The sequence below is a fragment of the Chryseobacterium sp. 22532 genome, from assembly GCF_052044665.1.
GTDB lineage: Bacteria > Bacteroidota > Bacteroidia > Flavobacteriales > Weeksellaceae > Chryseobacterium > Chryseobacterium lathyri.
On sequence record NZ_JBQENJ010000005.1, the window covers coordinates 85,613 to 109,531 of the forward strand.

24 protein-coding genes are annotated in these 23,919 nt (G+C 36.3%); 11 read left to right on the forward strand and 13 right to left on the reverse strand.

Annotated elements, in window-relative coordinates:
* Positions 1 to 60 precede the first annotated feature (60 nt).
* Together ACTJIV_RS14520 and ACTJIV_RS14525 are read right to left on the reverse strand one after the other, a co-directional pair.
* A complete protein-coding gene (locus ACTJIV_RS14520) occupies positions 61 to 396 on the reverse strand; it encodes a DUF3276 family protein (RefSeq protein WP_034701927.1) in 336 nt (111 codons plus the stop codon).
* Between the two features lie 99 nt (positions 397 to 495).
* Positions 496 to 2,157 carry an ABC transporter ATP-binding protein gene (locus ACTJIV_RS14525; protein ID WP_440628307.1) on the reverse strand — a complete coding sequence of 554 codons (1,662 nt, stop codon included), beginning with the start codon at positions 2,155 to 2,157 and terminating at the stop codon, positions 496 to 498.
* Positions 2,158 to 2,247: 90 nt separating this feature from the next.
* On the opposite strand from ACTJIV_RS14525, the gene ACTJIV_RS14530 reads away from it, so the two are divergent.
* From ACTJIV_RS14530 to ACTJIV_RS14545, 4 genes are all read left to right on the forward strand, one after another.
* The gene (locus ACTJIV_RS14530; protein WP_111955492.1) at positions 2,248 to 3,153 is read left to right on the forward strand and encodes a transcription antitermination protein NusB; all 906 of its coding nucleotides are present in this window, start codon (positions 2,248 to 2,250) and stop codon (positions 3,151 to 3,153) included.
* A gap of 1 nt (position 3,154) precedes the next feature.
* The gene (locus ACTJIV_RS14535; RefSeq protein WP_440628309.1) at positions 3,155 to 3,676 is read left to right on the forward strand and encodes a DUF1573 domain-containing protein; all 522 of its coding nucleotides are present in this window, start codon (positions 3,155 to 3,157) and stop codon (positions 3,674 to 3,676) included.
* Between the two features lie 9 nt (positions 3,677 to 3,685).
* The gene (yajC, locus tag ACTJIV_RS14540) at positions 3,686 to 4,051 is read left to right on the forward strand and encodes a preprotein translocase subunit YajC (RefSeq protein WP_111955490.1); all 366 of its coding nucleotides are present in this window, start codon (positions 3,686 to 3,688) and stop codon (positions 4,049 to 4,051) included.
* A gap of 357 nt (positions 4,052 to 4,408) precedes the next feature.
* On the forward strand, positions 4,409 to 5,143 hold the full coding sequence (locus ACTJIV_RS14545; RefSeq protein WP_440628311.1) for an SDR family NAD(P)-dependent oxidoreductase: 735 nt from the start codon (positions 4,409 to 4,411) through the stop codon (positions 5,141 to 5,143).
* Here the strand turns inward: ACTJIV_RS14545 and ACTJIV_RS14550 are convergent.
* The 8 genes from ACTJIV_RS14550 to ACTJIV_RS14585 all read right to left on the reverse strand — a co-directional run bounded on the left by ACTJIV_RS14550 (position 5,140) and on the right by ACTJIV_RS14585 (position 12,221).
* On the reverse strand, positions 5,140 to 5,673 hold the full coding sequence (locus ACTJIV_RS14550; RefSeq protein WP_440628313.1) for a hypothetical protein: 534 nt from the start codon (positions 5,671 to 5,673) through the stop codon (positions 5,140 to 5,142). The genes ACTJIV_RS14545 and ACTJIV_RS14550 overlap by 4 nt on opposite strands.
* A 26-nt stretch (positions 5,674 to 5,699) precedes the next feature.
* Complete coding sequence (gene ligD, locus ACTJIV_RS14555; protein WP_440628315.1) at positions 5,700 to 7,628, reverse strand: DNA ligase D; 1,929 nt, start codon at positions 7,626 to 7,628, stop codon at positions 5,700 to 5,702.
* A 38-nt stretch (positions 7,629 to 7,666) separates the two neighbouring features.
* The gene (locus ACTJIV_RS14560; protein ID WP_440628317.1) at positions 7,667 to 8,269 is read right to left on the reverse strand and encodes a DNA polymerase ligase N-terminal domain-containing protein; all 603 of its coding nucleotides are present in this window, start codon (positions 8,267 to 8,269) and stop codon (positions 7,667 to 7,669) included.
* Positions 8,269 to 9,054 (reverse strand): non-homologous end joining protein Ku, encoded by a 786-nt coding sequence (gene ku / locus ACTJIV_RS14565; protein ID WP_440628320.1) that lies wholly within the window; start codon positions 9,052 to 9,054, stop codon positions 8,269 to 8,271. The genes ACTJIV_RS14560 and ku overlap by 1 nt, the downstream gene beginning before the upstream one ends.
* Before the next feature lie 96 nt (positions 9,055 to 9,150).
* Positions 9,151 to 9,393, reverse strand: coding sequence for a DUF7660 family protein (locus tag ACTJIV_RS14570; RefSeq protein ID WP_336379061.1), 243 nt, complete (start codon positions 9,391 to 9,393; stop codon positions 9,151 to 9,153).
* Positions 9,380 to 9,910, reverse strand: a complete 531-nt coding sequence (locus ACTJIV_RS14575) for a hypothetical protein (protein ID WP_336379060.1) — start codon at positions 9,908 to 9,910, stop codon at positions 9,380 to 9,382. The genes ACTJIV_RS14570 and ACTJIV_RS14575 overlap by 14 nt, the downstream gene beginning before the upstream one ends.
* 34 nt (positions 9,911 to 9,944) lie before the next feature.
* Positions 9,945 to 11,699 carry an aspartate--tRNA ligase gene (gene aspS, locus ACTJIV_RS14580; protein WP_440628322.1) on the reverse strand — a complete coding sequence of 585 codons (1,755 nt, stop codon included), beginning with the start codon at positions 11,697 to 11,699 and terminating at the stop codon, positions 9,945 to 9,947.
* Between the two features lie 162 nt (positions 11,700 to 11,861).
* Positions 11,862 to 12,221 (reverse strand): ankyrin repeat domain-containing protein, encoded by a 360-nt coding sequence (locus ACTJIV_RS14585; RefSeq protein WP_440628324.1) that lies wholly within the window; start codon positions 12,219 to 12,221, stop codon positions 11,862 to 11,864.
* Positions 12,222 to 12,333: 112 nt separating this feature from the next.
* Between ACTJIV_RS14585 and ACTJIV_RS14590 the strand changes: the two genes are divergently transcribed.
* Together ACTJIV_RS14590 and ACTJIV_RS14595 are read left to right on the forward strand one after the other, a co-directional pair.
* Entirely contained in the window at positions 12,334 to 13,728 is a 1,395-nt protein-coding gene (locus tag ACTJIV_RS14590; protein WP_440628326.1) for an MATE family efflux transporter, read from the forward strand.
* Positions 13,729 to 13,993: 265 nt separating this feature from the next.
* Positions 13,994 to 14,113 carry a 30S ribosomal protein THX gene (locus tag ACTJIV_RS14595; RefSeq protein ID WP_111955466.1) on the forward strand — a complete coding sequence of 40 codons (120 nt, stop codon included), beginning with the start codon at positions 13,994 to 13,996 and terminating at the stop codon, positions 14,111 to 14,113.
* A 54-nt stretch (positions 14,114 to 14,167) separates the two neighbouring features.
* On the opposite strand, the gene ACTJIV_RS14600 is transcribed toward ACTJIV_RS14595, so the two are convergent.
* The 3 genes from ACTJIV_RS14600 to ACTJIV_RS14610 all read right to left on the reverse strand — a co-directional run bounded on the left by ACTJIV_RS14600 (position 14,168) and on the right by ACTJIV_RS14610 (position 16,673).
* Positions 14,168 to 14,821, reverse strand: coding sequence for a DUF937 domain-containing protein (locus tag ACTJIV_RS14600; protein ID WP_111955464.1), 654 nt, complete (start codon positions 14,819 to 14,821; stop codon positions 14,168 to 14,170).
* A gap of 81 nt (positions 14,822 to 14,902) precedes the next feature.
* Complete coding sequence (locus ACTJIV_RS14605; RefSeq protein ID WP_440628328.1) at positions 14,903 to 16,162, reverse strand: protein O-mannosyl-transferase family; 1,260 nt, start codon at positions 16,160 to 16,162, stop codon at positions 14,903 to 14,905.
* Between the two features lies 1 nt (position 16,163).
* Positions 16,164 to 16,673: a DUF2480 family protein gene (locus ACTJIV_RS14610; protein WP_111955460.1), complete on the reverse strand. Its 510-nt coding sequence runs from the start codon at positions 16,671 to 16,673 to the stop codon at positions 16,164 to 16,166.
* Between the two features lie 78 nt (positions 16,674 to 16,751).
* Between ACTJIV_RS14610 and lpxB the strand changes: the two genes are divergently transcribed.
* From lpxB to ACTJIV_RS14635, 5 genes are all read left to right on the forward strand, one after another.
* The gene (lpxB, locus tag ACTJIV_RS14615) at positions 16,752 to 17,855 is read left to right on the forward strand and encodes a lipid-A-disaccharide synthase (RefSeq protein WP_223560346.1); all 1,104 of its coding nucleotides are present in this window, start codon (positions 16,752 to 16,754) and stop codon (positions 17,853 to 17,855) included.
* Positions 17,856 to 17,928: 73 nt separating this feature from the next.
* Positions 17,929 to 19,020, forward strand: a complete 1,092-nt coding sequence (locus ACTJIV_RS14620) for a glycoside hydrolase family 99 protein (protein WP_440628329.1) — start codon at positions 17,929 to 17,931, stop codon at positions 19,018 to 19,020.
* Between the two features lie 294 nt (positions 19,021 to 19,314).
* Entirely contained in the window at positions 19,315 to 21,063 is a 1,749-nt protein-coding gene (locus tag ACTJIV_RS14625; protein WP_440628644.1) for a ComEC/Rec2 family competence protein, read from the forward strand.
* A 141-nt stretch (positions 21,064 to 21,204) separates the two neighbouring features.
* Positions 21,205 to 21,870: a succinate dehydrogenase cytochrome b subunit gene (locus ACTJIV_RS14630; RefSeq protein ID WP_111955452.1), complete on the forward strand. Its 666-nt coding sequence runs from the start codon at positions 21,205 to 21,207 to the stop codon at positions 21,868 to 21,870.
* Between the two features lie 15 nt (positions 21,871 to 21,885).
* A complete protein-coding gene (locus ACTJIV_RS14635) occupies positions 21,886 to 23,898 on the forward strand; it encodes a fumarate reductase/succinate dehydrogenase flavoprotein subunit (protein WP_111955450.1) in 2,013 nt (670 codons plus the stop codon).
* Positions 23,899 to 23,919 lie beyond the last annotated feature (21 nt).

Genomic DNA, 23,919 nt, shown 5'->3' on the forward strand with positions numbered 1-23,919 from the left:
TTTCAGAGCATAAAAAAAGCATCTTTTTCAGATGCTTGTGTTTTTAGAATATTCTTTTTTTTAAACTTCGTCGTCAGAATCAATTGTGAATGATTTGCTTTTGAAGTCTTTGTCATGCTTTTCTGATATTACATCCTCACCCTTTTCATTAATGATGAAATCTGTGGACTCATTAAACATCTCCTGGAAACTTTTAAAATCCTCTTTGTAAAGATAAATTTTGTGTTTCTCGAATGTAGCTTCACCATTCTCTCCGAAATTCTTTTTACTTTCGGTAATCGTAAGATAATAATCTCCTGCTTTCGTCTCGCGCACATCAAAGAAATAAGTTCTTCTTCCTGCTTTTAACACCTTCGTGAAAATTTCATTTTCATGGCGTTCCTTGTATTCACTCATTGTTAGATATTTTTTAATCTTGTTAAGAACAAATATAAAAGAATTCTTTTAATCACAAAATTTTTTTTATGATTTATTTAACAATTGAGAACGAAACCGCTAAGCAGTTACAGAATTGGTAATTTCGGTGAGGTTGATGATTTTATCTGCTCTCTGAGCGCTAGACTCTCTGTGTGTGATAATTATGGATGTAGCGTTGCTGATTTTCTGATCAATATTTTCAAGGATATTCTGCTCGGTTTCCGTATCCAGAGCAGACAGAGAATCATCAAAAATAATGATATTTGGGTCCTTAATTAAGGCTCTGGCGATACATATTCTTTGCTTCTGTCCTCCTGAAAGCATCACACCGCGTTCACCTACAAGTGTTTTATACTGTTCTTTAAATCCAACAATATTTTTATCAACGTCTGCAATTTTGGCATATTCCACCACTTTTTCGTGGGATGGATGGTCAATGGCGAAACCGATATTGTTTTCGATTGAATCAGAGAATAAATAGCTTTCCTGGGGAATATATCCGATAAAGTTTCTGTAATTGGTAAGATTATGCTCCTTCAGGTTTTTACCGTCAATTAAGATTTCACCTTCTGTAGGATCAATAAGTCGGCAAAGCAGAAGGGCGATGGTAGATTTTCCGCTTCCTGTTTTACCCATAATAGCAAGAGATTCTCCGGCTTTAATCTTAAAGCTTAAGTTATCTAATGCTTTAATTCCTGTATTCGGATACACATAAGAAACATTTCTGAATTCAATATCCCCTTTAATAGGATAGTCCTCAAAGTTGGTATTGATGACTTCAGATTTTTTATCCAGAAATTCATTAATTCTCTGCATCGAAGCTTCAGCTCTCTGGTTGACGGAAGTAACCCAACCCACCATTGAGAATGGCCAGATCAGGATATTGATGTACATAAAGAAATCAGCAATTTTACCAACACTTAACTGCCCTGCAATATATTTCTGTCCACCAATTAAAATAACGGCAACATTCAACAGTCCGATTACAAATAAAATTATGGTAAAGAAATAGGCTTCTGTTTTTGCTAAGTCGAGTGCTTTATTCTGATAGTCCGTTACTTTTATGCCGTAGTTCTTTTTAATGTAGTTTTCTTTAGCAAAAAACTTCACCACGCGGATTCCTGAAAAGCTATCCTGTACGAAAGTGGAAATCGCAGACTGGCTTTTCTGCATAATCTTCGACTTCTGATTGATAATCGAGCTTACCTTAAATATAATATAGGATAAAATAGGAAGCGGCAATAACGTCCATAAAGTCATGGAAGCATCCGTTTTAACCATATAAATGCTGGTGATTAAAAGAAGAATCACGAGATTCACCACATACATTACTCCTGGACCAAGATACATTCTCACCGCAACAACATCTTCACTTAACCTGTTCATAAGATCCCCGATGGTAGTCTGTTTGTAATCTGTAAGAGAAAGATCCTGATAATGTCTGTAAATCTTATTTTTCAGTTCATATTCAATTCTTCTTGAGGCGACAATAATTGTCTGGCGCATCATGAAGGTGAAAAATCCAGTCAAAAGAGAGCAGCCGACAATAATGGCAACATACACCAGAACCTGCTTATTGAAGCCTAGATTTCCGCCTTTTGTAAGCTCATCTACAGATTTTCCTATAAATTGGACTTTATAGATATTGAAGAAATTACTGGCAATGATAAATAACAACCCCCAAAACAATAATATTTTGTGCTTCCAAAAGTAAGGGTTTAAGGTTTTTAGCGCTTTCATAAAGTTTTACAAATTTACAAAAATGTAGACACACTACGAATTTCATCAATTTTAATTTTTGTATCTTTGCACCCATAAAAAGCTCTTTGAATGTTAGGAAGACGACAAATCCGTGAAAAAGTAGTACAAACAGTGTATTCATACTATCAGAATCCTTTAAAATTTGATGTTTTAGAGAAAAACATGTTCTCTGGAATAGAGAAAATCTATAATCTCTATATCTATCAGCTTAATTTTTTGGTGGCTCTGAAAGAATTGGCAGAAACCCAGATCGAAATTGGGAAGAACAAATATCTTAAAACTGATGCTGAAATTAACCCTAACCAAAAATTTATCAATAACCAGGTCCTGATCAAGCTGGAAGAAAATCCTGAGAGATTATTTTTCACAGGTCAGCACAAGCAGTTGAAATGGGATATGCATGATGATATATTGGTAAAAACTTTTCAGAGAATTACGGCAGGAAAACGTTATCAGGATTTCATGAAAGAAGAAGGATATTCTTTTGAAGAAGATCAGAAGTTTATCGGGAAACTGTTTTTAAGATATATTGCTGAGAATGATGACTTCCAGGAGTATCTTAGTGATAAAGAACTTTCATGGTATGATGATATTCATATCGCCAATTCAATGGTACAGAAAACGATTGGTTTCCTGAAAGAAGATGAAGAAAGCAGAACTTTAATTAAAATGATTAAAGATGAAGAGGATAAAGTTTTCGCCGGAAAACTTCTCAGAGATACCCTGAACAACTGGGAAGCTAATGAGAAAACACTAAGCGAAAGACTGGAAAACTGGGATCTGGAAAGAGTTTCTTTGATGGATAAAGTAATTTTGTCAACGGCTATTTCAGAACTGGATAATTTTCCTTTTACACCTTCAAGAGTTATTATTAATGAATATATTGAGATTGCAAAGGTATTTGCAACAGACCGTTCCAATATCTTCATTAACGGAATTTTGGATAAATATTGTAAAGATCAAAATAGAATTTAACATGAAAAAGACGTTATCAATTATCGCCTTGTCTATTATAGGCCTTGGTTTGGTTTCTTGTAAAAAAGAAAACCAGCAAGCTGCAGCCGGTGCAAAAGCTGCTAATATTACAGATTCTACAGCAGGTGCAACCAATTTAGCTCCTACCGATTCAGCGGCAGCTCCTGCAGCAGCCAATACAGCAGAAGCAGCTCCGGTTTCTAACCAGCCATTAACATCAGTTGCCCTATCTGAAAACAACTTCGATTTTGGAAAAATCAAAAAAGGAGATAAAGTAGAGCACGTTTACGAAATTACCAATACAGGAAAAAATCCTTTGGTGATCTCTGAAGTAAAACCTGGATGCGGATGTACAGCTCCTGATTTCACAAAAGAACCTATTCTTCCTGGTAAAAAAGGAAAAATCACTTTGCATTTTGATTCTTCAAGCTTTGACGGAAACGTTCAGAAGTATGCGGATGTATTTGCCAACGTAGATAAGGCTCCTATCAAATTAACGTTCACAGCGAACATTCAACCGTAATTATAAAATATGTTGACAATCTTTTTACAGGCACAGCCACAAGGATCTTCATCAATGATGCTGATCATGATGGGGGTGATGTTTGTGGGGTTTTATTTCTTAATGATAAGACCACAGATGAGAAAACAGAAGCAGGAGAAAAGCTTTCAGGAAACTTTAAAAGTAGGAACCAGAGTGGTCCTTACTTCAGGTCTTCACGGAAGAATTGCTCAGGTTCAGGATGATGGATTCGTTATCGAAACTTTATCCGGAAAACTGAAATTTGAAAAAGCTGCTGTTTCCAGAGAATTTACTGAAGCACGTTTTGGAGATAAAGCGAAAGCTGCTGCAGACAAGACGGCGGAGAAAAAAGAAATCGATACTGAAAAGAAATAACTTTTTAGTTTGAAAATATCGCTCGGCGCGGTGAACGAAGTTCACCGCGCCGAGTTTTTATATAATCAACACAGTAAACATACGCTTATTCAGTGGCGTAGCCACATTCTTTGCTTCCCTCAGAACTATTACACATCATCTTGAAACTTTGCGTTGAAAATCTCCCACAGATCCACAGATTGTATAGATTTTTCACCTAACGTTCAGATCAATTTGTTAATCCTATACATTTTAAGAATAGCTTTGCATGAAAACCTACTTAAATTAGCGTTATCTATGAACTCATTCGTGAAATTTGCTTAAAAGTATTCCTATTCAAAATTCATGATCATAAAATCAAATAAATATCTTTGCACCATGAATCAAAATACAGGCAAAATCGTTCTCATTTTAGGCGCCAATTCAGATGTAGCTAAACAATGTATTAAGCAGTATGTTGGAAAAGGTTTTTCTGTGATCGCAGCTTCGCGGGATACTGCCTCGCTGGAAAAATTTGTGGCAGAACATCATTTAGTTCCTTCAACGGTTACCATTCTTTATTTTGATGCTGTAGATTTTGCTTCCCATCAGAAATTCTATGTTGACCTGCCGGTAAAACCTCATATTGTAGTTTATGCAGCGGGCTTTCTGGTTGATAATGAAAAAGCATTGAGAGACTTCAAAGGTACCCAACAGATGATACAGGTGAATTATATAGGTGCTGTTTCTATTCTGAATATCATTTCTATGGATGAAAGCAATAAAAATTTAGAAAGGATCATTGGGCTTTCTTCACTTTCCGGAGTTAGAGGCCGAAAAAGCAATTTTGTGTATGGAAGTACAAAAGCTGCTTTCACCCAATATTTAGCAGGGTTACGACAGGAATTAGCATCAAGAAAGGTTATTGTTAATGCCTTGGTGATCGGTTATATCAGAACTAAGATCAATGAAGGTCTCCAGCTCAATGAATCTCTGATTATGGAGCCGGATTATGTGGCGAAACATATTGTCAATGCTGGGAATTCTTTTACCATCGTCCCGAATTTTAAATGGAAGATGATTTATATGATTTTGAAAATCTTGCCGGAAAGTTTGGTGGCGAAACTGCCTTAATTATTTTTTAATTTAGATTTATCCTTTAAAAATATCAGAATATTTTGATATTGTTCTGTTTCCTCCTCACTAATTAAATAGGTAAATGGAGTTCCTAAGTCAAAATTAATGATAAGGATTTTATCTGAAATGTTATAAGAAATTTTTTTCCAAACGCTTCTGATATCATATTGCTCATTTTTAATATACAAACTCTTTTCATCAAAATATAACTCTGTAACCGGATGGTAACTTTTTAGTTCTGTAATAAATTTATCTGTTTTAATTGAATAATTTGCTTTACTATAAAAGAAAAAGATAATTTGTATTAAACAATATATACCAAACAGAATACCAGAAAATTTTAAGAAATCAATTCTGCTTTTATTACCAAATAAGCTGTCTAATATAAAAATTAACAATAAAATAAATAAAAAGTATTTAATAAGATTAGGAATTTTTTTCTTCCAAGAATAGTAATAATATTTTTGAAGTTGATTTCGTGTTATATTTTCATCAAAGTTAATTAAAACTTGCAGTGAGTTTGCCATTTATGTTTTTTCGTAAAAATAGAATTTTATTCAACATCCTCCAACAATTCCAACGCCTTCATCATATCAATTCCTTTCCCTAAAACAGGTTTAAATAAATCGCCTTTTTCCTTAATTCTATCCAAAGTATTATCAATAGTAAAATCTGTCGGTTTCATACCGGGCTTCACTTCATCCCATTCCAAAGGCATCGAAACTGAAGCTCCTTCCTTGGGACGTAAACTGTAAGCACTTGCTAAAGTCTGTCCCGTTCTGTTTTGCAGATAATCCAGATATATTTTATTGTCATCCCTTTTCTGTAAGCTCCTTTCTAATGTGGTAATTTCCGGAAGCTGTGTATGAACCTGCTTCATCAAAATATGGGCAAAATCTTTCACCTGGTCAAAATCATATTTTCCGCCCATCGGAATATAAACGTGAATTCCTGTGCTTCCCGAAGTTTTGCAATATCCTTTGATTTTAACTGAATTTAAAACCTCGTTTACCTGAAGAGCCGTTTCAATGACATCATCAAATGTATTTTTCTTTGACGGATCCAGATCCAGCACTAGATAATCAGGATGTTCAAGGTCGGGGAGAGCACTGTTCCAGGGATTTAAATCGATACAACCTAAATTATTCAGGTAAGCTAACGTAGCTTTATCATTACAGTATACATAATCAATATACTTATCATTGGATTCTGAATAGACTTCCGTGGTTTTGATCCAGTCTGGCATATTGTCTCCTGCATCTTTCTGATAAAAGCCCTGTTCTTCAATTCCGTTGGGAAAACGATTCAAAGATAATGGGCGGTTTTTCAAATAAGGAAGAATATATTCCGCGACCGATTGGTAATATTCTATAACATCACCTTTTGTAATGCCATCTTTCGGAAAATAAATTTTATCCTGATTGGTCAGTTTTACTGTATGTCTGTTTAAAATAATCTCCTTTTCTTTTTCAGCAGATTTAGTACTCTTCTTAGGGGCAGCTTTAGCTTTCATTTCTTTAGGATTTTCATTAATTGGACTTATTTTATTGATTGAATCACTGATTTCTTCAGGATTTTTATCCTCACGGAGGGCGACAAAAACAGGATGCCGGTAAATGCCGTCTTTGGTAATTTCAGAGAATTTGATTTCACAGACCAATTCTGGTTTTGTCCAGGTTACGGGCATATTTGTTCTAGGCTTTTTTTCAAACGGGGAAGTTTTTACAGTCAATTCTTTTAACCTTTCATGCATCTGGCTTAAGGATTCTTTATTAAAACCTGTTCCCGTATGTCCGCAATACACCAGCTTTCCATCTATGTATTTTCCAAGAATCAATGCTCCGAAACTTTTCCTGGATCCTCTGGGCTCCGTAAATCCACAAATAATGGCTTCCTCTGTATTGGTGAATTTTATTTTAAGCCAGTCATTCGTTCTGTGATTTTCGGTATATAAACTGGCGGCTTTTTTAGCAATCATTCCTTCTAACTGCATTTTCTTCATTTGGTTGAAAAAAGCAATGCCTTTTTCGGGAATATGATCGCAATATTTGATAACATCAGTTTCAACTAAAGCTTCTTTTAAAAGCTCTTTCCTCTGTAAAAGCGGAAGTTCTTCTGTAGAATGGCCATTCAGCCACAGAAGATCAAATACCTGGTAGGTTAAAGCAAGGTTGGGATTGTCGCCAATTTGCTGCAAGAGTTGGAAACTGGGTTTTCCATGTTCATCATAGGCTACAATTTCTCCGTCGAGAATCATTTGATATTTCTGGTGCTCAAAATCTTTTGTAACTTTTTCAAACTTTGATAAGAAAGAAATTCCGTTCCGGGAATAAAACAGAGGAGATTTATCACTGAGATCAGCAATTGCTCTGTATCCGTCCCATTTTATTTCAAAAACCCAATCTTCATCATCAAAAGCATTTTCAAACGATTTAGCCAGCATAGGTCTGATAAAGTTCTCTAGTTTTTTTTCGTCGACCAAAGAATTAAACCGTTGAAATCTGGGCTTGCTTTCAGAAGTTATGACTTCTTTTTGCTGTTTTTTAGTCTTTTTTTTTCCTCTAAAAATTTTGTTACCGCAGAGTTTTTAGATGTATTTTCTTCTGCATCATAATTTTCTTCTGCAAATTCATCTTTATGTTTAATTAAAAGCCATGCGTTATTTTCGGCATTTTTCATTTTAACTAAGGCAAATTCGCCTTTCAGTTTTTTTCCGTGCAAAATAAATTTTATTGAGCCGGCTTTTAGCTCTTTCAACAATTCTTTTTCGTCGGAAAGTTTGCTCGTATCGTCTAACGGCTCATACGTTCCGCTGTCCCAGACCTCCACCTGTCCGGCTCCATAATTTCCTTCGGGAATGTTGCCTTCAAAATCTTTGTAATCGTAAGGATGATCTTCAACTTCCATGGCCAGACGTTTATCTTTTGGATCCAGTGACGGGCCTTTTGGAACTGCCCAACTTTTCAGAACGCCTTCCATTTCTAACCGGAAATCATAATGCAGGCGGGATGCGGCGTGCCTTTGAACCACAAAAATAAGCTTGTCTTTACTCTTTTTTGTTTTTCCCTTAGGTTCGCTTGTTTCATCGAATCTTCGTTTTTCGTTGTAATCTTTCAGAGCCATTATGATGCGTTTTTAGATTTGGAACTTTGTAAGCTGGCCTTCAGCTGGGCCATAAGGTCTATTACCTTACCTTCTTTTGCAGGTTCTGCTTTTTTAGCTTTTAGTCCTTTACCTTTAGCTTTCTGCTTAATGATTTTCAGCAAAGATTCGGAATAAGTGTCCTCGTACATTTCGGGATCAAATTCTTGTGAAAGCTGCTCGATAAGACTTACTGCCATTTTTAATTCGGCAGGTTTCGGAGCTTTTTTGGCCGGGATTTTTAAATCTTTATAATCCCTGATTTCCTGAGCGAACCGTAGGCGGTTTAGAACCAAAACCTCATCATTATAAGGCCGGATCATTCCGATTGCTTCACTTTCACGAAGAACAAAAGTTCCTACACCCACCATTTTTGTTTGTGATAAAGCTTTTAATAGAAGTCTGTAAGCATTTTCTCCATTTTTTTGAGGTTCAAGAAAATAAGGATTTTCAAAATAAACGCTGTCAACTTCAACTTCTTTTACGAATTGATCTATAGAAAGTATTTTGCTTTTTTCGGGGCTTGCTGCTTCATAGTCTTCATCTTCGAGAATAATGTATTGATCATCCAGAAGATAACCTTTTACAATGTTTTCCCACTTGACTTCTTTGCCTGTTTTTTCATTGACTCTTTTGAATTTGATATTCGAAAAATCAGATTTATCGAGCATGTCCAAATCCAGTTTGCTGGTTTCTGTGGCGGAGTAGATTTTAACAGGAATATTGACTAAACCGAATCCAATGGCGCCGTTCCAAATTGCTTTCATTGTCTTACGTTTTGTGTAAGAGTGTGCAATGATTGTGCCGAGCGAAAAATATTTATCAAATGTGGTATTTAAGTTTATAATTTAACGTAAGTAAAATTATTTATAAATGGAACTTCCTTTCAAAATGTTTGCAAAAACTTTCCAATCAACTTTTTCTAGATTGATATCCTGATTTGTGTTTTTATAATATCCGTCAATATCTTCAGTATAACGAGACATGGCTTTCAGATAATCTTCAATGGTTTTGTTCTCCCACTGTTCTTTATTTTCGATGAAATCTGTTCTTAAATTTTCTATAAATTGAAGGAATTCTGATTTTTCATGATTATTGCGAATCAATATTATCTTTTTGGATATAGTCGAATTTAGAAGTTCTTATATCCCCAATATCGGCATCCATGTAATACTTTTTAGAAATAATGATATATCTGTTTTTTTTGTAACAGTGTCTGATGATTTCAATAGGAATAGTTTCATTATTTTCCAAATTTATAAAACCTTTAAAATGATCACATCTGTAACGTCCCTCTGTTCCTTCAAAATTATTGAAAACACCATTTAAATCATCTTGACTAAAGAATATTCCATTTATTTCAGCATTGATAATTTTATTGTGTTTTAAAGTGTTATGAAAATCGAATTTTATGATTTGTTTTCCACCTAAAAAACAAATAGTACTTACTGTAATCAGAGTTCCTGCAATATAAAAATTCTTTGAGATTTTCTCTGAAGCTTCTTGCTGTACGTTGGCAGGATAATAAAGCATTTTCTTTGCGAAACTTATTAATAAATATATGGCTCCAATTATTGCAGTAATAAATCCAATGGCTGAAAGTATCGGGATAAGTGTATTCATAATAAAAAAGCGGAGAAAAATCTCCGCTCTAAATTTATGCTTTTAAATTCAATTGTAATTCTAATTCATCGAGCTGTTCATCAGCAATCGCAGCCGGTGCATCAATCATCACGTCGCGCCCTGAATTATTTTTAGGGAAAGCAATATAGTCTCTGATGACTTCGTTTCCGTCAAGAATAGCTACCAAACGGTCAAATCCGAAAGCAAGACCACCATGTGGAGGTGCTCCGTATTTGAATGCATTCATCAGGAATCCGAACTGAGCTTCCGCTTCCTCTTTGGTAAATCCTAAAAGGTCAAACATTTTAGACTGAAGATCTTTGTCAAAAATTCTGATAGAACCGCCTCCGATCTCGTTTCCGTTAAGAACCATATCATAGGCATTAGCTCTTGCTTTGCCCGGATCTGTTTCCAGTAAATGGATATCTTCCGGTTTCGGAGAGGTGAAAGGATGGTGCATAGCATGATAACGTCCACTTTCTTCATCAAATTCCAGTAATGGGAAGTCAACTACCCAAAGCGGGGCAAATACATTTCCTTTTCTTAATCCCAAACGGTTTCCAAGCTCCATTCTCAAAGCAGAAAGCTGTGCTCTTACCTTATTCTCGTTTCCGGATAAGATCAGCATTAGGTCACCTTCTTTAGCTCCGAATTTTTCGATTATTTTGGAAAGATCTTCTTCATTGTAGAACTTATTGACAGAAGATGTTTTTACACCATCATTCTGGAATTTAGCCCATACCATTCCCGAAGCTCCGATCTGTGGGCGTTTTACCCAATCAACAAGTTCATCGATCTGCTTTCTTGTATAGTCAGCACATCCTTCAACATTAATTCCTACAACCAATTCAGCGTCATCAAATATTTTAAAATCTTTTCCTTTTACCAGTTCGTTAAGTTCCACGAATTCCATTCCGAAACGGATATCCGGTTTGTCGTTTCCGTATTTTCTCATCGCATCTGCGAAGGTCATTCTCGGGAAATCTCCGAATTCCTGTCCTGTAACGTCTTTAATCAGCGTTTTTGTCATTCCTTCAAAGACATTCATGATATCTTCCTGTTCTACAAAAGCCATTTCGCAGTCGATTTGGGTAAATTCCGGCTGTCTGTCCGCTCTTAAATCTTCATCACGGAAACATTTTACAATCTGGAAATATTTATCCATTCCCCCTACCATCAGAAGCTGCTTGAATGTCTGTGGCGATTGTGGAAGTGCATAAAACTGACCCGGGTTCATTCTGCTTGGAACCACGAAGTCTCTTGCCCCCTCCGGAGTAGATTTAATTAAAACCGGGGTTTCCACTTCAATAAATCCTTCGTCTGAAAGATAATTTCTTACCTTCTGCGCCATTTTGTGACGGAAGATCAGTTTATCTCTTACCGGAGCTCTTCTGATATCCAGATAACGGTATTTCATTCTTAATTCTTCACCGCCATCCGTTTCATCTTCAATAGTGAAAGGTGGAAGCTGGGATTCATTAAGAACTTCTAATTTTTCAACTAAAATTTCAATCTCTCCTGTTGGAATATTGGGGTTTTTGCTTACTCTTTCAATTACTTTTCCTGTAACCTGAATCACGAATTCACGTCCCAATTTTTTTGCATTTTCCATCAATTCCGCTGTGGATCGGTCCTGATCAAAAACCAGTTGAGTAATTCCGTAACGATCTCGAAGATCTATCCAAATCATAAATCCTTTGTCACGGATAGTCTGTACCCATCCGGAAAGTGTAACTTCTTCATTAAGATTTTTCAGAGATAATTCTCCGTTCGTGTGTGATCGAAACATAATTATTTGTTTAAGGTTCAATGTTTAAGACATATGGTTTGGCTTTCAGATCATGAAGTTTTCTACCATAATTTTCGGATGCAAAGATAAGATTTTTGCAGGTTCTATAAACAAAAAAAACTTCCTTTCGGAAGTCTTGTATATTATTTGAGGGCTTTTTAATTAATTATTAGCAGCACCTTTTTGTATCAATAGCTGTACAGTTTCTTCTTTGTTTCCTAATTTAGCTAAAGCAAGAGGCGTTTTTCCGTTACATTCTTTATTAATATCTGCCTGATTGTCCAAAAGGAATTTGACAATATTATTTCTACCGTAAAGCGAGCTGAAGCCTAATGCGCTGAAAGTCTCATCTTTAAGTGGAAAGCATTTGTTGTAATCTGCTTTTGTGAAATTCTTTTTAAATGAAGCAACATTATCAGATTGAATAGACTGCATCTGAGCTTTGCTGAGTGTCTGAGCAGAAAGCATATTGGCAGACACTGAAATTACAAGTAGAAAAGCAGTAGAGATTATTTTTTTCATAAGATTCATTTTAAGAATATACAAATCTAAATTATTTTTTTGATATGGGTAACTAATTTTTTATAAGAATTGAATTTGTATTTTTGGAAATCAGATAATTATTGATTAGAAAATGACAAAATATATAGACTTTTTGAAAAGAGCCTTTAGTGGAGAAGAAGTGGATTATACCAAAATAACGATAAGAAGTGCTGTGCTTTTACTGGCAGTTCCTATGATGCTGGAAATGGCCATGGAGTCGGTTTTTGCCTTAGTTGATCTGTACTTTGTGGGACATTTGAAAGAAAGCGGATATGCCATCCAGAGTGTTGGTTTAACGGAATCCGTACTTTCTGTAATGTATTCTATTGCCATAGGAATGAGTATGGCTGCCACTGCTTTGGTAGCGAGGAGAATCGGGGAGAAGAACCCGGAGCAGGCTTCCAGAAGTGCGGCACAGGTTTTATTGGTTTCATTTGTTATCACTTTCATTCTTAGTTTATTCGGAGTCATTTATGCTGAGGAAATTCTGATTCTGATGGGTTCAAAGCCTGAAGCTGCGGCTTATGGAAAAGATTTCACAAGAATAATGATGGGCAGCAGCGTAATTATTATGCTTCTGTTTTTGATCAACGGGATCTTCAGGGGAGCAGGAAATGCAGCTATTGCCATGAAATCTCTTTGGATCGCCAATATTGTGAACATTATTCTCTGTCCTGTTCTTATTAGAGGTTTTGGGCCTGTTCCTGCGATGGGACTTACCGGAGCTGCTTTGGCGACTACGATAGGCAGAAGTGTTGGGGTAATTTACCAGCTGTATCATCTTTTGGTTGCTGATACCCAAATCCGCATCACACTGTCTTATTTTACTCCTGATTTTAAGCAGATAAAATCCATAGTGAAAATTGCTACTCCCGGAATTTTCCAGTTTGTAATTGCCTCATGCAGTTGGATCTTTCTTGCCCAACTGGTTGCCACTACGGGAGGAGAAAATGCTTCTGCAGGCTATCAGACGGCCTTGAGGCTGATGATGTTTTTTATGCTTCCTGCCTGGGGACTGAGCAATGCAGCTTCTACACTGGTTGGACAGAATATGGGAGCTAACGAAATGCTGAGAGCAGAACAGTCCGTGATGAAAACCGTGAAATATAATGTGATCTTTATGCTGGCTGTAAGCCTGATATTTTTCCTGCTTGGAGATTTTCTTGTAGGATTTTTTACACAGGAAACAGAGATTAAAGATTTTGCCAAAAACGCATTACACATTATGAGTGTCGGGTTTATTTTCTACGGAATCGGGATGGTGCTTATCAATGCTTTTAACGGAGCTGGAGATACCTGGACCCCCACTTGGGTAAATTTTTTCGGTTTCTGGTTGTTTCAGATCCCGCTGGCCTATTTTCTTTCCAAACATTTCGGGATGGGACCAAAAGGAGTATTCATCTCTATTCCTGTTGCAGAAACTTTGATTACTATTGTTGCTTTCATTTTGTTTAAAAAAGGAAAGTGGAAGATGGTGAAAGTGTGATCGAAAATGAAGCTGGAAGAGGGAGGGTGGAAGTTAGCGGAAGTCCTGCTATCCTTGTCAAGGTTTCAAACCTTGACAAGGATTTCCAAGTGCAAAAATTAATAAAACTGTTTTTTAAATTTCCGTTTCTGGCCTCAATAACTTCCATCTTCCAGCCTCAGGCTTCCTTTCTTTTGTCTCGATTTTATAAAAATTTTAACAGCCTTAATTTTTTGATGTATACCATATTTTCTAATTTAGTATTTACCAATAAATATTTATCACTATGGGAAAAGGAGACAAAAAATCAAGAAGAGGAAAGATCAATGCAGGAAGTTATGGCAAAAGAAGACCCAGAAAGGCTTCCAAGCCAGTTGCTTCTTCTGAAGCTAAAGCAAAGAGCTGAAAATAAAAAGGCTGAAGATTTAGTCTTCAGCCTTTTTCAATATACAAAATTAAATTATTTTCCTCCTAAAAGGTTCCCAAGGATATTTCCTAATCCACCTCCTTGCTGTTGCTGTCCGCCACCGCCAAGTACGCTTCCTAAGATATCGTTAAGCGGGTTTCCCCCGGACTGAGCCTGACCACCCCCTAAAACACTTCCCAAAATGTCATTCAAAGGGCTGGATTGCTGTGCCTGAGCCTGGTTAGATGCATTCCCAAGAATTCCGCCTAAAAGGTCTCCTAAACCTCCGGCTCCTACATTGTTTTGCTGTTTCTCTTTACCGATATATCCCATAATTACCGGAGCAAGCATTGCTAAGATAGGTCCGATTTTATCAATGGAGATCCCTGTATTCTGAGAAAGCTGATTTTCTACAGTGCTTTTTTGTCCGCCAAAAACATGATCAAGGATAGATCCTCCTTCAGCCTGTCTGGCTTCTGCTTGTGAAGCATCGTCAAGAATACTTCCGTCGTGGTCTTTATCTAATGCACTATTTAAAGCTTCTGCTTCGTTAGCGTCCTGCGATTTGTTTCTAAGGTAAGAAATAACCAAAGGTGCAGCTACTGCCAATAGGGCAATAATCTGATTTTTGCTGATTCCGAATTTGTTTTCTGCCTGTTCAGCAACCTGATTGCTGGTGCTGCCTGTAAGTAGGTCGATTAAACTCATGTTTGTGTTTATTTTAAATATTAAGTAAATCAAAGATATCAAAAAATGTGATTCACGAAATTTTTTGCCTCACAATTATTGTTAAAGTTTTTTGATCTCCTCTTCCGTATATCCTTTACTTTTTAGCAATTCTATATATTCCATAGCACTCAGGGTCATCCAATTAATGGGTTCCGGAGCTGTCTTTTTATCAATAGTAAATTCCAGAATACCGGCATTGTCATTCATCCAGGGAAGTATATAATAATCCAGGCCGCCTTTATACTTTTTGAAGCTATGGAATGCCTTTCCTTTTTCTGTCTGGAAAACAGCTTTATAAGTAAGCAGATATCCTATAGGAATAAGCAGGCAGACCCATGATACTTTTTTGAGAGCAGCATATTTCGGGTGCGACAGTCCATATCCGACAGACAGGGCAAAAATAATATTGAAAGGAAGAAAGAAAACATAATTATCCGAAACTGCATAAAAAGTAGAAAAGCCATACACACATACAGATCCTGCAAAAAAGACAAAGAACATTTTTCTGTTAGATTTGTATAGAAATACAGCACCCATTACTCCGAAAAAAGTAAATAGATTGAAATTGTAGATGAGGTAAGCGAAAGACTGAAAAAAATCTTTAACATACTGCAAGGAGGTTTTGCTGAAAGATTCTTCTACCCAGTTTCCCTGATCCGAACTATATGGTGATTTGAAAGAAAGCCCCTGAGACATATTCAGAATAAATAATGAAGCAAACAGCAGTACAAACACCAGCAATGAAGAATAGAAATATTTTTTTTCAGCTTTAAAATAAAGTAGGAAAAGCAGAAAAGCAGGAATCAGTAAAATATTCTGGATATGTACCCAAAGACTGATGCCTAGAAAGATACCTGCCCATACAATATATTGTTTTTTGTTTTCTATAAAAGTCTTAATCATCGAGAAGAAAAAAAGACTTATCCATAACGTATTATAGGTATATACTTCTACAATCTCTGCATTTCGCCAGAATGAGAAGCTGAAACCAAAAACAAAAGCTGCTGTGAGAGAAACCCATTCTGTTTTCGTAATACTTTTAACAGTAAGATAGATCACGGAAACGGTTGCGGCTCCGGAAAAAACTACCAATAAACGGCTTGCCTCGATTCCATTAAGACCGGTGATATTTTTAATTAAAATGACCGTATTAATATATAAAAAATGAGTAGTAGCCGTAGCAGTTGTCATGAATTTACCTTTTTCGGCATCCAGCACAAAACCAACACAGTCTGCAAAAGGAATTTTTGTAAAACTCCCGGAATAATAAATTACCAGAAAAATAAAGAACAAAAATAAGGCGGATAAATATTTCCTCATGTTAATTCTTTACAATAGGAACATTGGAACAGGCTTCACCGAACATGAGGGATTTAACCATTGGTTTCAGTTGTTCAACCAGCTCTATATATGCATTTTCAGGGATTTCTTTATCAGAGCAACCTTTTACAAGCACTCTTTTACCTCTCATATCTTCAAAATCATAAGTCTGGATAGCATTGTGCATCAGGATCACTTCCAGATCTTCACGGTCTCCGAAGACGATTTTTTTAGCAACATCTGTAAGCTTGGCAGTCAATACAAAATAAGCCCACAGCGGAACAATAGTATCCACAGAATTGTAAATATATATATAGGCGTCTTTATACTCATCAGTATTGATGGCCTCTACCTTTTCCCTGAAATCTTTTTCCTTCAGAATCAGTTCCTGGAAAAGGAAATCTTTAAGGTCAATACCCTTTCTTATTCCCTTAGGAACCAGAGTAGATAGGTCGAAATTCACAAGGCCGCTTTCAGCAACTTTATTTCGGATTTCAAATTCTTCTGACATTTTTTATCATTATCTTTGGACAAATTTACAAATTAAGATCAAGTAAACCTTAATTTGTTCTCTATCCTTACTATAGAAATGAAGTATTATATTATTGCAGGAGAAGCGTCCGGTGATCTGCATGGAAGCAACTTAATGAAAGCCCTTAAACAGAAAGATCCGCAGGCAGAAATACGTTTCTGGGGTGGCGATCTTATGAAAGCTCAGGGAGGAACATTGGTAAAACATTACCGTGATCTGGCATTTATGGGTTTTCTGGAAGTCGCGATGAATTTAAGAACCATCCTCAACAATATCAAATTCTGTAAAGAAGATATCAGAAAAAACAAACCCGATATTCTTATTCTGGTTGATTATCCGGGATTTAATTTAAGAATTGCAAAATTTGCAAAGGAGCTCGGGATAAAAGTGGTCTATTATATTTCTCCGCAACTCTGGGCCTGGAAAGAAGGCAGGGTAGAGATCATTAAAAAATATGTAGACGAAATGATGGTCATTCTCCCTTTTGAAGAGGATTTTTATAAAGGGCATGGTGTTCATTCCCACTTTGTAGGACATCCGCTCCTTGATGCAATAGCTGGCCTGAATGATATCAGTGTTGAAGAATTTAAAAAGGAAAATGGTCTTAACGAAAAAGAAATCATTGCACTTCTTCCCGGTTCCAGGAAACAGGAAGTGGAAAAAATGCTTGAAATTATGCTTTCCGTGAGACCGTATTTCAAAAATTACCAGTTTGTCATTGCCGGTGCACCAAGCCTTCCGAAAGAATTCTATCAAAAATATGTGGATGATAATGTTCATTTTGTTTCCAACAGGACATATGATCTGCTGAGATGTTCGAAAGCAGCTTTGGTAACTTCGGGAACAGCTACTTTAGAAACAGCTTTGCTTAATGTTCCGGAGGTGGTCTGCTATCGTGGAAGTAAAATTTCTTACGCCATTGCCAAAAGACTCGTTAAAAACATTAAATATATTTCCCTGGTCAATCTGATCATGGATAGAGAAGTTGTAAAAGAACTGATCCAAACCGACCTGAATACCAAAAACCTTGTGGAAGAGCTCAATAAAATGATAGAAGGTGAAAAAAGAAACCAGGTTCTGGCAGATTACAGTCTTTTAAGAAAAAAGCTTGGCGGAAAAGGAGCCAGTGAAAAAGCTGCTGAGGTAATTTTAAGCATTTAATTTACTCTTTCTGAATGGTCAAGGCTTCTAAGATCATCTGTGCTGAATAATTTTTAGATTTAAATTTTTATCAATGAATTTTTTTAAAAACTTTCTGGTATTCATTTTATTGACTTGCATTTCACTGAAAAGTTTTGCTCAAAACAGCAAATCCCGGGATAAGGTCCAGATCTTCTATTATGGATGGTACGGAAATCCTGAAGTGGATGGAAAGTATTCTCATTGGAATCATGATATCTTGCCCCACTGGAACAATCCAAAATGGAACAACCTTGGAAATCACAAAGGAGGAGACGATATTGGTGCTAATTTCTATCCTGCCCTGGGTAATTACAGTTCCAATGATCCGGCAATCATTAAAAAGCACATGAAAATGATCCGGGAAGCCGGAGTTGGGGTGGTTGTTTTAAGCTGGCTGGGAAAAGATTCGTTTGTTGATAAAAGTATTACCCAATATCTGGATATAGCAGACCAATTTAACTTAAAGGTTGCTTTTCACATAGAGCCGTTTTACAAGAATATAACAGAACTTAGAGAACAGCTTTCTTATCTGGTGGAGACCTATTCCCACCATCATGCCTTTTATAAAAAAGATGGAAAGCCATTGTACTATGTTTACGATAGCTATAAAATTTCACCGTCAGAATGGTCCGAGCTCCTGTCTGAAAACGGAAGTAAAACAGTCCGGAAAACAGAATTGGATGGACTTTACATAGGATTATGGGTTGAAAAAGAACATTCAGGTTTTTTTGAAGAATCCGGTTTTGATGGTTTTTATACCTATTTTGCCAGCGACGGTTTTGTTTTCGGAAGCACAACATCCAATTGGAGCTATCTTTCCCAATTTGCAAAAGACCACCATCTTATTTTTATTCCGTGCGTAGGTCCGGGTTATTCCGATACCAGAATAAGACCATGGAATGAAGCCAATTTCAAAAGCAGAGAAAGCGGAAAGTATTATGAAAGAATGTTTGATGCAGCTGCCAAAGTAAATCCGGATTTTATCGGGATCACTTCTTTCAACGAATGGCATGAAGGAACACAGATAGAACCTGCAATTCCTAAAAAATCCGGAGATTTCAAATATGAAGATTATGGAAAAGATTCCTTGTTCTATATAAAAGAAACTAAACGCCTGACAGACCGGTTTTTAAGCGGTAAATAATTCGGTGAATAACCTTTTATAAGACTGTTTTATTTACCAAAGAAAATATTGCGTTAAAAATTTTAATAAATTGCTACAGTATGCAGTTTTTTAATACAAAGCTATCTTTAACAGATGGCTTTTACTTTTTCATTTAAAACCAGATTTTATAATAAATAATCAAGCCGTATATTATTCATTTAATGGGAAGTAATCATTCAATTCTGCAAAATTTGTGTTATTTAATAATCAAATAAATTAATTACTTTTTTGATTGTAAATATACACGGTTTGAAAAAACAGCCACTTCTCATTTTGTCTATCTGTTTTATCCTCGGAATTTTTTTTCAGGATAAAGTACTGTTGGATAAAACTATAATTTATATAGTTTCAGCATGCTGTTTATCAATTTTCCTTTTGTGTTTTTTGAATTCTTATTTGCTGCATAAAACAAGAGCGATACTGCTGGGATTGATATTTTTCGGAACCGGAATAATTCTTCATTTTTTCAATACCTTTTCGTCCGATGATCTTTCTGTTCCTCAAAACACAACAGTATTCTTTAAGATCTCCAAAAAACTGAATTCTACAGATAAAAATAAAAAATATGAAGCTGTTATTCGTGCTGGAAAAGAAAATTTTAATGCCGTTGTCTATATCCCGAAAATAAGTAAAGAACTTGATTTTGAGCATTATTATAAGGCCGATGCTTACCTATCGAAACCAAAGCCGCCAAAGCATGATTTTCAGTTTGATTATGCAAAGTATTTAAAAAGGAAAAATATTGAGTATCAGTGTTATATTTCCGAAAATATTTCTTCGGCAGAGAGATCAGATTTAAATCCAAATGAACGAATTCAGCAGCGCAGATTAGAAATACTCCAGAAGATCGACAGCGTTGAAATGTCTTCCAGAACCCGGGAATTTCTAAAAGGGATTATTCTGGCAGACAGAACAGAAATGGATTCCGGGACAGTAGAGGATTTCAACAGGTCCGGAATGGTTCATTTATTGGCTATTTCAGGAACACATATTGTCGTTATTTTTGGGATGATCTATTTTTTATTGACGCGGTTCAGTCCTTTACGATTCAGAAAGTATGCAGTGATTTCCAGTATCTTTTTTATTTGGTTGTTTGCTGCATTTATCGGTTTCGGAAATTCTGTAATACGGTCGTGCATTATGTTGACGGTATATTTTGTCTATGTCCTTCTCCAGAGAAAACCGGATCTGCTTCACTCCCTTTCTTTATCAGCAATAATTATTTTAGTTGTTGATACACAGCAGCTTTTCGACGTCGGTTTTCAGCTCAGCTTTCTGGCTGTGTTGGGGATTTTTTGGCTGAACCAGCCAGTATTGAAATATTTTCCCCGGCAAAATGGTTATTTTAAAAAATTAATCTACAATACCATTACCATTTCTCTTTCCGCACAACTGGCGACACTTCCGCTGGTTCTCTATTACTTTCACCAATTTTCGTTGGTTTCTGTTCCTGCTAATATTGTGATCGTTCCATTTTCAGAAATATTGATCATATTTTCTTTTTTAATGACGGTTCTCGTGGGATTAAAGATCGATTTTACTTGGATCAATTTTGTATATGATGGATCTATCCAGCTTTTATTGAACCTTATCCACTGGTTTTCAGAAAGGGATATGCTATTTTATTCCAATATAGCGATGAATATTGCTGAAGTAGTATCTTTATCCTTGATCGTTTATGTGTTGAGACCATTATTTTTAAATATCAATCTTAAAAATTTAATCAGGGTGGCAGGGATGATTTTAGCTTTTTTTATAATCAGAACTGGGTTTACTATTTTTGAAAATCAGAAAGAAGAAATACTGCTTCATGATTTTAATAAAACTAAAGTATTATCAGTGAAGAAAGGAAGTAGGGCTTGCTTTTGGATGACAAAAAATTCGGATAAAAAGAAAATTTTAAAATTTATAGCCGGCCCTTACTGCTCTTCAAGACGCATTCAGACTATGGAAATAAAAACCTTTCCCGGAATAGCAGAAAAGGTAGTTTATAATGGCAAAATTTATGATTTGAAAAAATAAACAGTACTTTTCATTTTTCCCTTTAAATAATGTGCTAGATTCTTATTTAGAAAGATTACAAACTGTCTAATTGTGAGATTTCTCACTTTTTGATATAGTTAACATTTCTTAATTTTGTGGGAAATTCAAATTTAAACTTATATGGCAGGTTTAACGAGTTCTACGATAGGTAGAAAATATGCGATGGCATTATCAGCTCTATTTTTGCTGATCTTTCTTATACTGCATTTGACGACCAATTTGTTATCAGTCCTGAATCGTGATGCGTTCAATACAGCATCTGATTTTATGGGCTATAATCCTTTTGTGCAGTTCTTAATGCAGCCTATTCTTGGTTTTGCGGTTTTTTTCCATTTCATTATGGGATTTGTACTGGAGATTAAGAATAGAAATGCGCGTCCTGTAAAGTACGCAGCAAACAATCCTTCTGTGAACTCATCATGGATGTCCAGAAATATGATTATTTCCGGAGCAGTGGTGTTGGCTTTCTTAGCGCTTCACTTTTACGATTTTTGGTGGCATGAGATCGATTACAAGTATGTAGAAGGGATTGCTCCTGATGCAGAACGTTTCTGGCCGGAGCTTCACGAGAAGTTTGCGGATATCTGGAGAGTAGCTTTGTATGTAATTGCTTTTGTATTATTGGGATTACACCTTGCGCACGGTTTCCAGTCTTCATTCCAGTCAATTGGGGCGAGACATCCAAAATATACTCCGGTAATCAAGGCTTTCGGAAAATGGTATTCAATCCTTATTCCTGCAGGGTTTATTTTTATCGCAATTTTTCACTTTGTAACTCAATCATAATATCAGTATAATAGTATGAGTAAACTAGATTCAAAAATTCCGGCAGGTCCTTTAAAGGATAAATGGAAAAATCATAAAGACCATATGAACCTTGTTGCACCAAACAACAGAGATAAGATTGATATTATTGTTGTTGGAACAGGTTTGGCAGGTGGTTCTGCAGCTGCTACTTTAGCAGAGCAGGGATATAACGTAAAAGCGTTCTGCTACCAGGATTCTCCAAGAAGAGCACACTCAATTGCTGCACAAGGAGGTATTAATGCTGCTAAAAACTATCAGGGTGATGGTGACTCTACATACAGATTATTCTATGACACCATCAAAGGTGGTGACTATAGAGCAAGAGAGGCCAACGTTTACAGATTAGCTGAAGTTTCTGCCAATATTATCGACCAATGCGTCTCTCAGGGTGTTCCTTTTGGTAGAGATTACGGCGGTCAGTTAGATAACCGTTCATTTGGTGGGGTTCAGGTAAAAAGAACTTTCTACGCAAAAGGACAAACTGGTCAACAGTTATTATTAGGTGCCTATTCTTCGATGAGCCGTCAGATTGGTAAAGGAAGAATTAAAATGTACAACCGTCATGAAATGATGGAATTGGTAATTGTAGACGGAAAAGCAAGAGGAATCATCGCAAGAAACCTGGTAACAGGTGAAATCGAAAGACATTCTGCTCACGCGGTTGTTATTGCATCAGGAGGTTACGGAAACGTATATTTCCTTTCTACAAATGCAATGGGATCGAACGTTTCTGCGGCTTGGAAAATCCATAAAAAAGGAGCGTACTTCGCAAACCCTTGTTATGTACAGATTCACCCGACTTGTATTCCGGTTCATGGAACACAGCAGTCTAAACTGACTTTGATGTCAGAATCATTAAGAAACTCAGGAAGGATCTGGGTTCCTAAGAAAATTGAAGATTCTGTAGCGATCAGAGAAGGAAAGCTTAGACCTGAAAATATTAAAGAAGAAGATAGAGATTATTATTTAGAAAGAAGATATCCTGCATTCGGAAACTTAGTGCCTAGAGACGTTGCGTCGAGAGCTGGTAAAGAAAGATGTGATGCTGGTTACGGAATCGAAAATAATGATACTAAAGAAGGTGTTTACTTAGATTTCTCTACAGAGATTATTAAAAAGGGTAAAGAAGCCGCTATCGAAAAACATATCCATAATCCTACAGATCAGCAGATCTATGATTTAGGAAAAGCTTGGATTGAGGAAAAATACGGTAACTTATTCGTGATGTACGAAAAAATTACGGCTGATGATCCTTACAAAACCCCAATGAAGATCTATCCTGCAGTTCACTACACAATGGGTGGTGTTTGGGTAGATTACAACCTGCAGTCTACCATTCCTGGGTGTTTCGTAATCGGTGAAGCCAATTTCTCAGATCACGGAGCTAACAGATTGGGAGCTTCTGCTTTGATGCAGGGGTTAGCAGACGGATATTTCGTTCTTCCTTACACGATTGCAGATTACCTTTCAGCGGACATCAGAACGGGAGCAATTCCTACAACTTCTGGTGAATTCGATCAGGCTGAAAAAGAAATTAAAGACAAAGTAAATTTCTTCTTAAATAATAAAGGAACTCACTCAGTAGATCATTTCCACAAAAAATTAGGACACATCATGTGGAATAAAGTAGGAATGGGAAGAACTCCTGAAGGTTTGAGAGAAGCTATTGCTGAAATTGCTCAGGTGAAAAAAGAATTCTGGAGCGATGTGAAAGTTCCTGGTGATGCAGATGGAATGAACACTGAGCTTGAAAAAGCTTTCAGAGTGGCAGATTTCATCGAATTAGGACAACTAATGGCCATCGATGCATTACACAGAAACGAATCTTGTGGAGGACATTTCAGAGAAGACCATGCTACTCCTGAAGGTGAAGCTGAAAGAGATGATGTTAACTTCAAATATGTAGCAGCTTGGGAATATCAAACGGATGATATCACAACGGAAGTGCTGCATAAAGAAGATCTGATCTATGAAAACATTGAAGTTAAAGCAAGAAGTTACAAATAATCTCCAACCTATAAATACATA

What these genes read in the sequence shown, in the direction of transcription:
- ACTJIV_RS14520 (WP_034701927.1), bottom strand. Translation starts at nt 396, where the DNA reads ATGAGTGAATACAAGGAACGCCATGAAAATGAAATTTTCACGAAGGTG.
- ACTJIV_RS14525 (WP_440628307.1), bottom strand. Translation starts at nt 2,157, where the DNA reads ATGAAAGCGCTAAAAACCTTAAACCCTTACTTTTGGAAGCACAAAATA.
- ACTJIV_RS14530 (WP_111955492.1), top strand. Translation starts at nt 2,248, where the DNA reads ATGTTAGGAAGACGACAAATCCGTGAAAAAGTAGTACAAACAGTGTAT.
- ACTJIV_RS14535 (WP_440628309.1), top strand. Translation starts at nt 3,155, where the DNA reads ATGAAAAAGACGTTATCAATTATCGCCTTGTCTATTATAGGCCTTGGT.
- yajC (WP_111955490.1), top strand. Translation starts at nt 3,686, where the DNA reads ATGTTGACAATCTTTTTACAGGCACAGCCACAAGGATCTTCATCAATG.
- ACTJIV_RS14545 (WP_440628311.1), top strand. Translation starts at nt 4,409, where the DNA reads ATGAATCAAAATACAGGCAAAATCGTTCTCATTTTAGGCGCCAATTCA.
- ACTJIV_RS14550 (WP_440628313.1), bottom strand. Translation starts at nt 5,673, where the DNA reads ATGGCAAACTCACTGCAAGTTTTAATTAACTTTGATGAAAATATAACA.
- ACTJIV_RS14560 (WP_440628317.1), bottom strand. Translation starts at nt 8,269, where the DNA reads ATGGCTCTGAAAGATTACAACGAAAAACGAAGATTCGATGAAACAAGC.
- ku (WP_440628320.1), bottom strand. Translation starts at nt 9,054, where the DNA reads ATGAAAGCAATTTGGAACGGCGCCATTGGATTCGGTTTAGTCAATATT.
- ACTJIV_RS14575 (WP_336379060.1), bottom strand. Translation starts at nt 9,910, where the DNA reads ATGAATACACTTATCCCGATACTTTCAGCCATTGGATTTATTACTGCA.
- aspS (WP_440628322.1), bottom strand. Translation starts at nt 11,699, where the DNA reads ATGTTTCGATCACACACGAACGGAGAATTATCTCTGAAAAATCTTAAT.
- ACTJIV_RS14585 (WP_440628324.1), bottom strand. Translation starts at nt 12,221, where the DNA reads ATGAAAAAAATAATCTCTACTGCTTTTCTACTTGTAATTTCAGTGTCT.
- ACTJIV_RS14590 (WP_440628326.1), top strand. Translation starts at nt 12,334, where the DNA reads ATGACAAAATATATAGACTTTTTGAAAAGAGCCTTTAGTGGAGAAGAA.
- ACTJIV_RS14595 (WP_111955466.1), top strand. Translation starts at nt 13,994, where the DNA reads ATGGGAAAAGGAGACAAAAAATCAAGAAGAGGAAAGATCAATGCAGGA.
- ACTJIV_RS14600 (WP_111955464.1), bottom strand. Translation starts at nt 14,821, where the DNA reads ATGAGTTTAATCGACCTACTTACAGGCAGCACCAGCAATCAGGTTGCT.
- ACTJIV_RS14605 (WP_440628328.1), bottom strand. Translation starts at nt 16,162, where the DNA reads ATGAGGAAATATTTATCCGCCTTATTTTTGTTCTTTATTTTTCTGGTA.
- ACTJIV_RS14610 (WP_111955460.1), bottom strand. Translation starts at nt 16,673, where the DNA reads ATGTCAGAAGAATTTGAAATCCGAAATAAAGTTGCTGAAAGCGGCCTT.
- lpxB (WP_223560346.1), top strand. Translation starts at nt 16,752, where the DNA reads ATGAAGTATTATATTATTGCAGGAGAAGCGTCCGGTGATCTGCATGGA.
- ACTJIV_RS14620 (WP_440628329.1), top strand. Translation starts at nt 17,929, where the DNA reads ATGAATTTTTTTAAAAACTTTCTGGTATTCATTTTATTGACTTGCATT.
- ACTJIV_RS14630 (WP_111955452.1), top strand. Translation starts at nt 21,205, where the DNA reads ATGGCAGGTTTAACGAGTTCTACGATAGGTAGAAAATATGCGATGGCA.
- ACTJIV_RS14635 (WP_111955450.1), top strand. Translation starts at nt 21,886, where the DNA reads ATGAGTAAACTAGATTCAAAAATTCCGGCAGGTCCTTTAAAGGATAAA.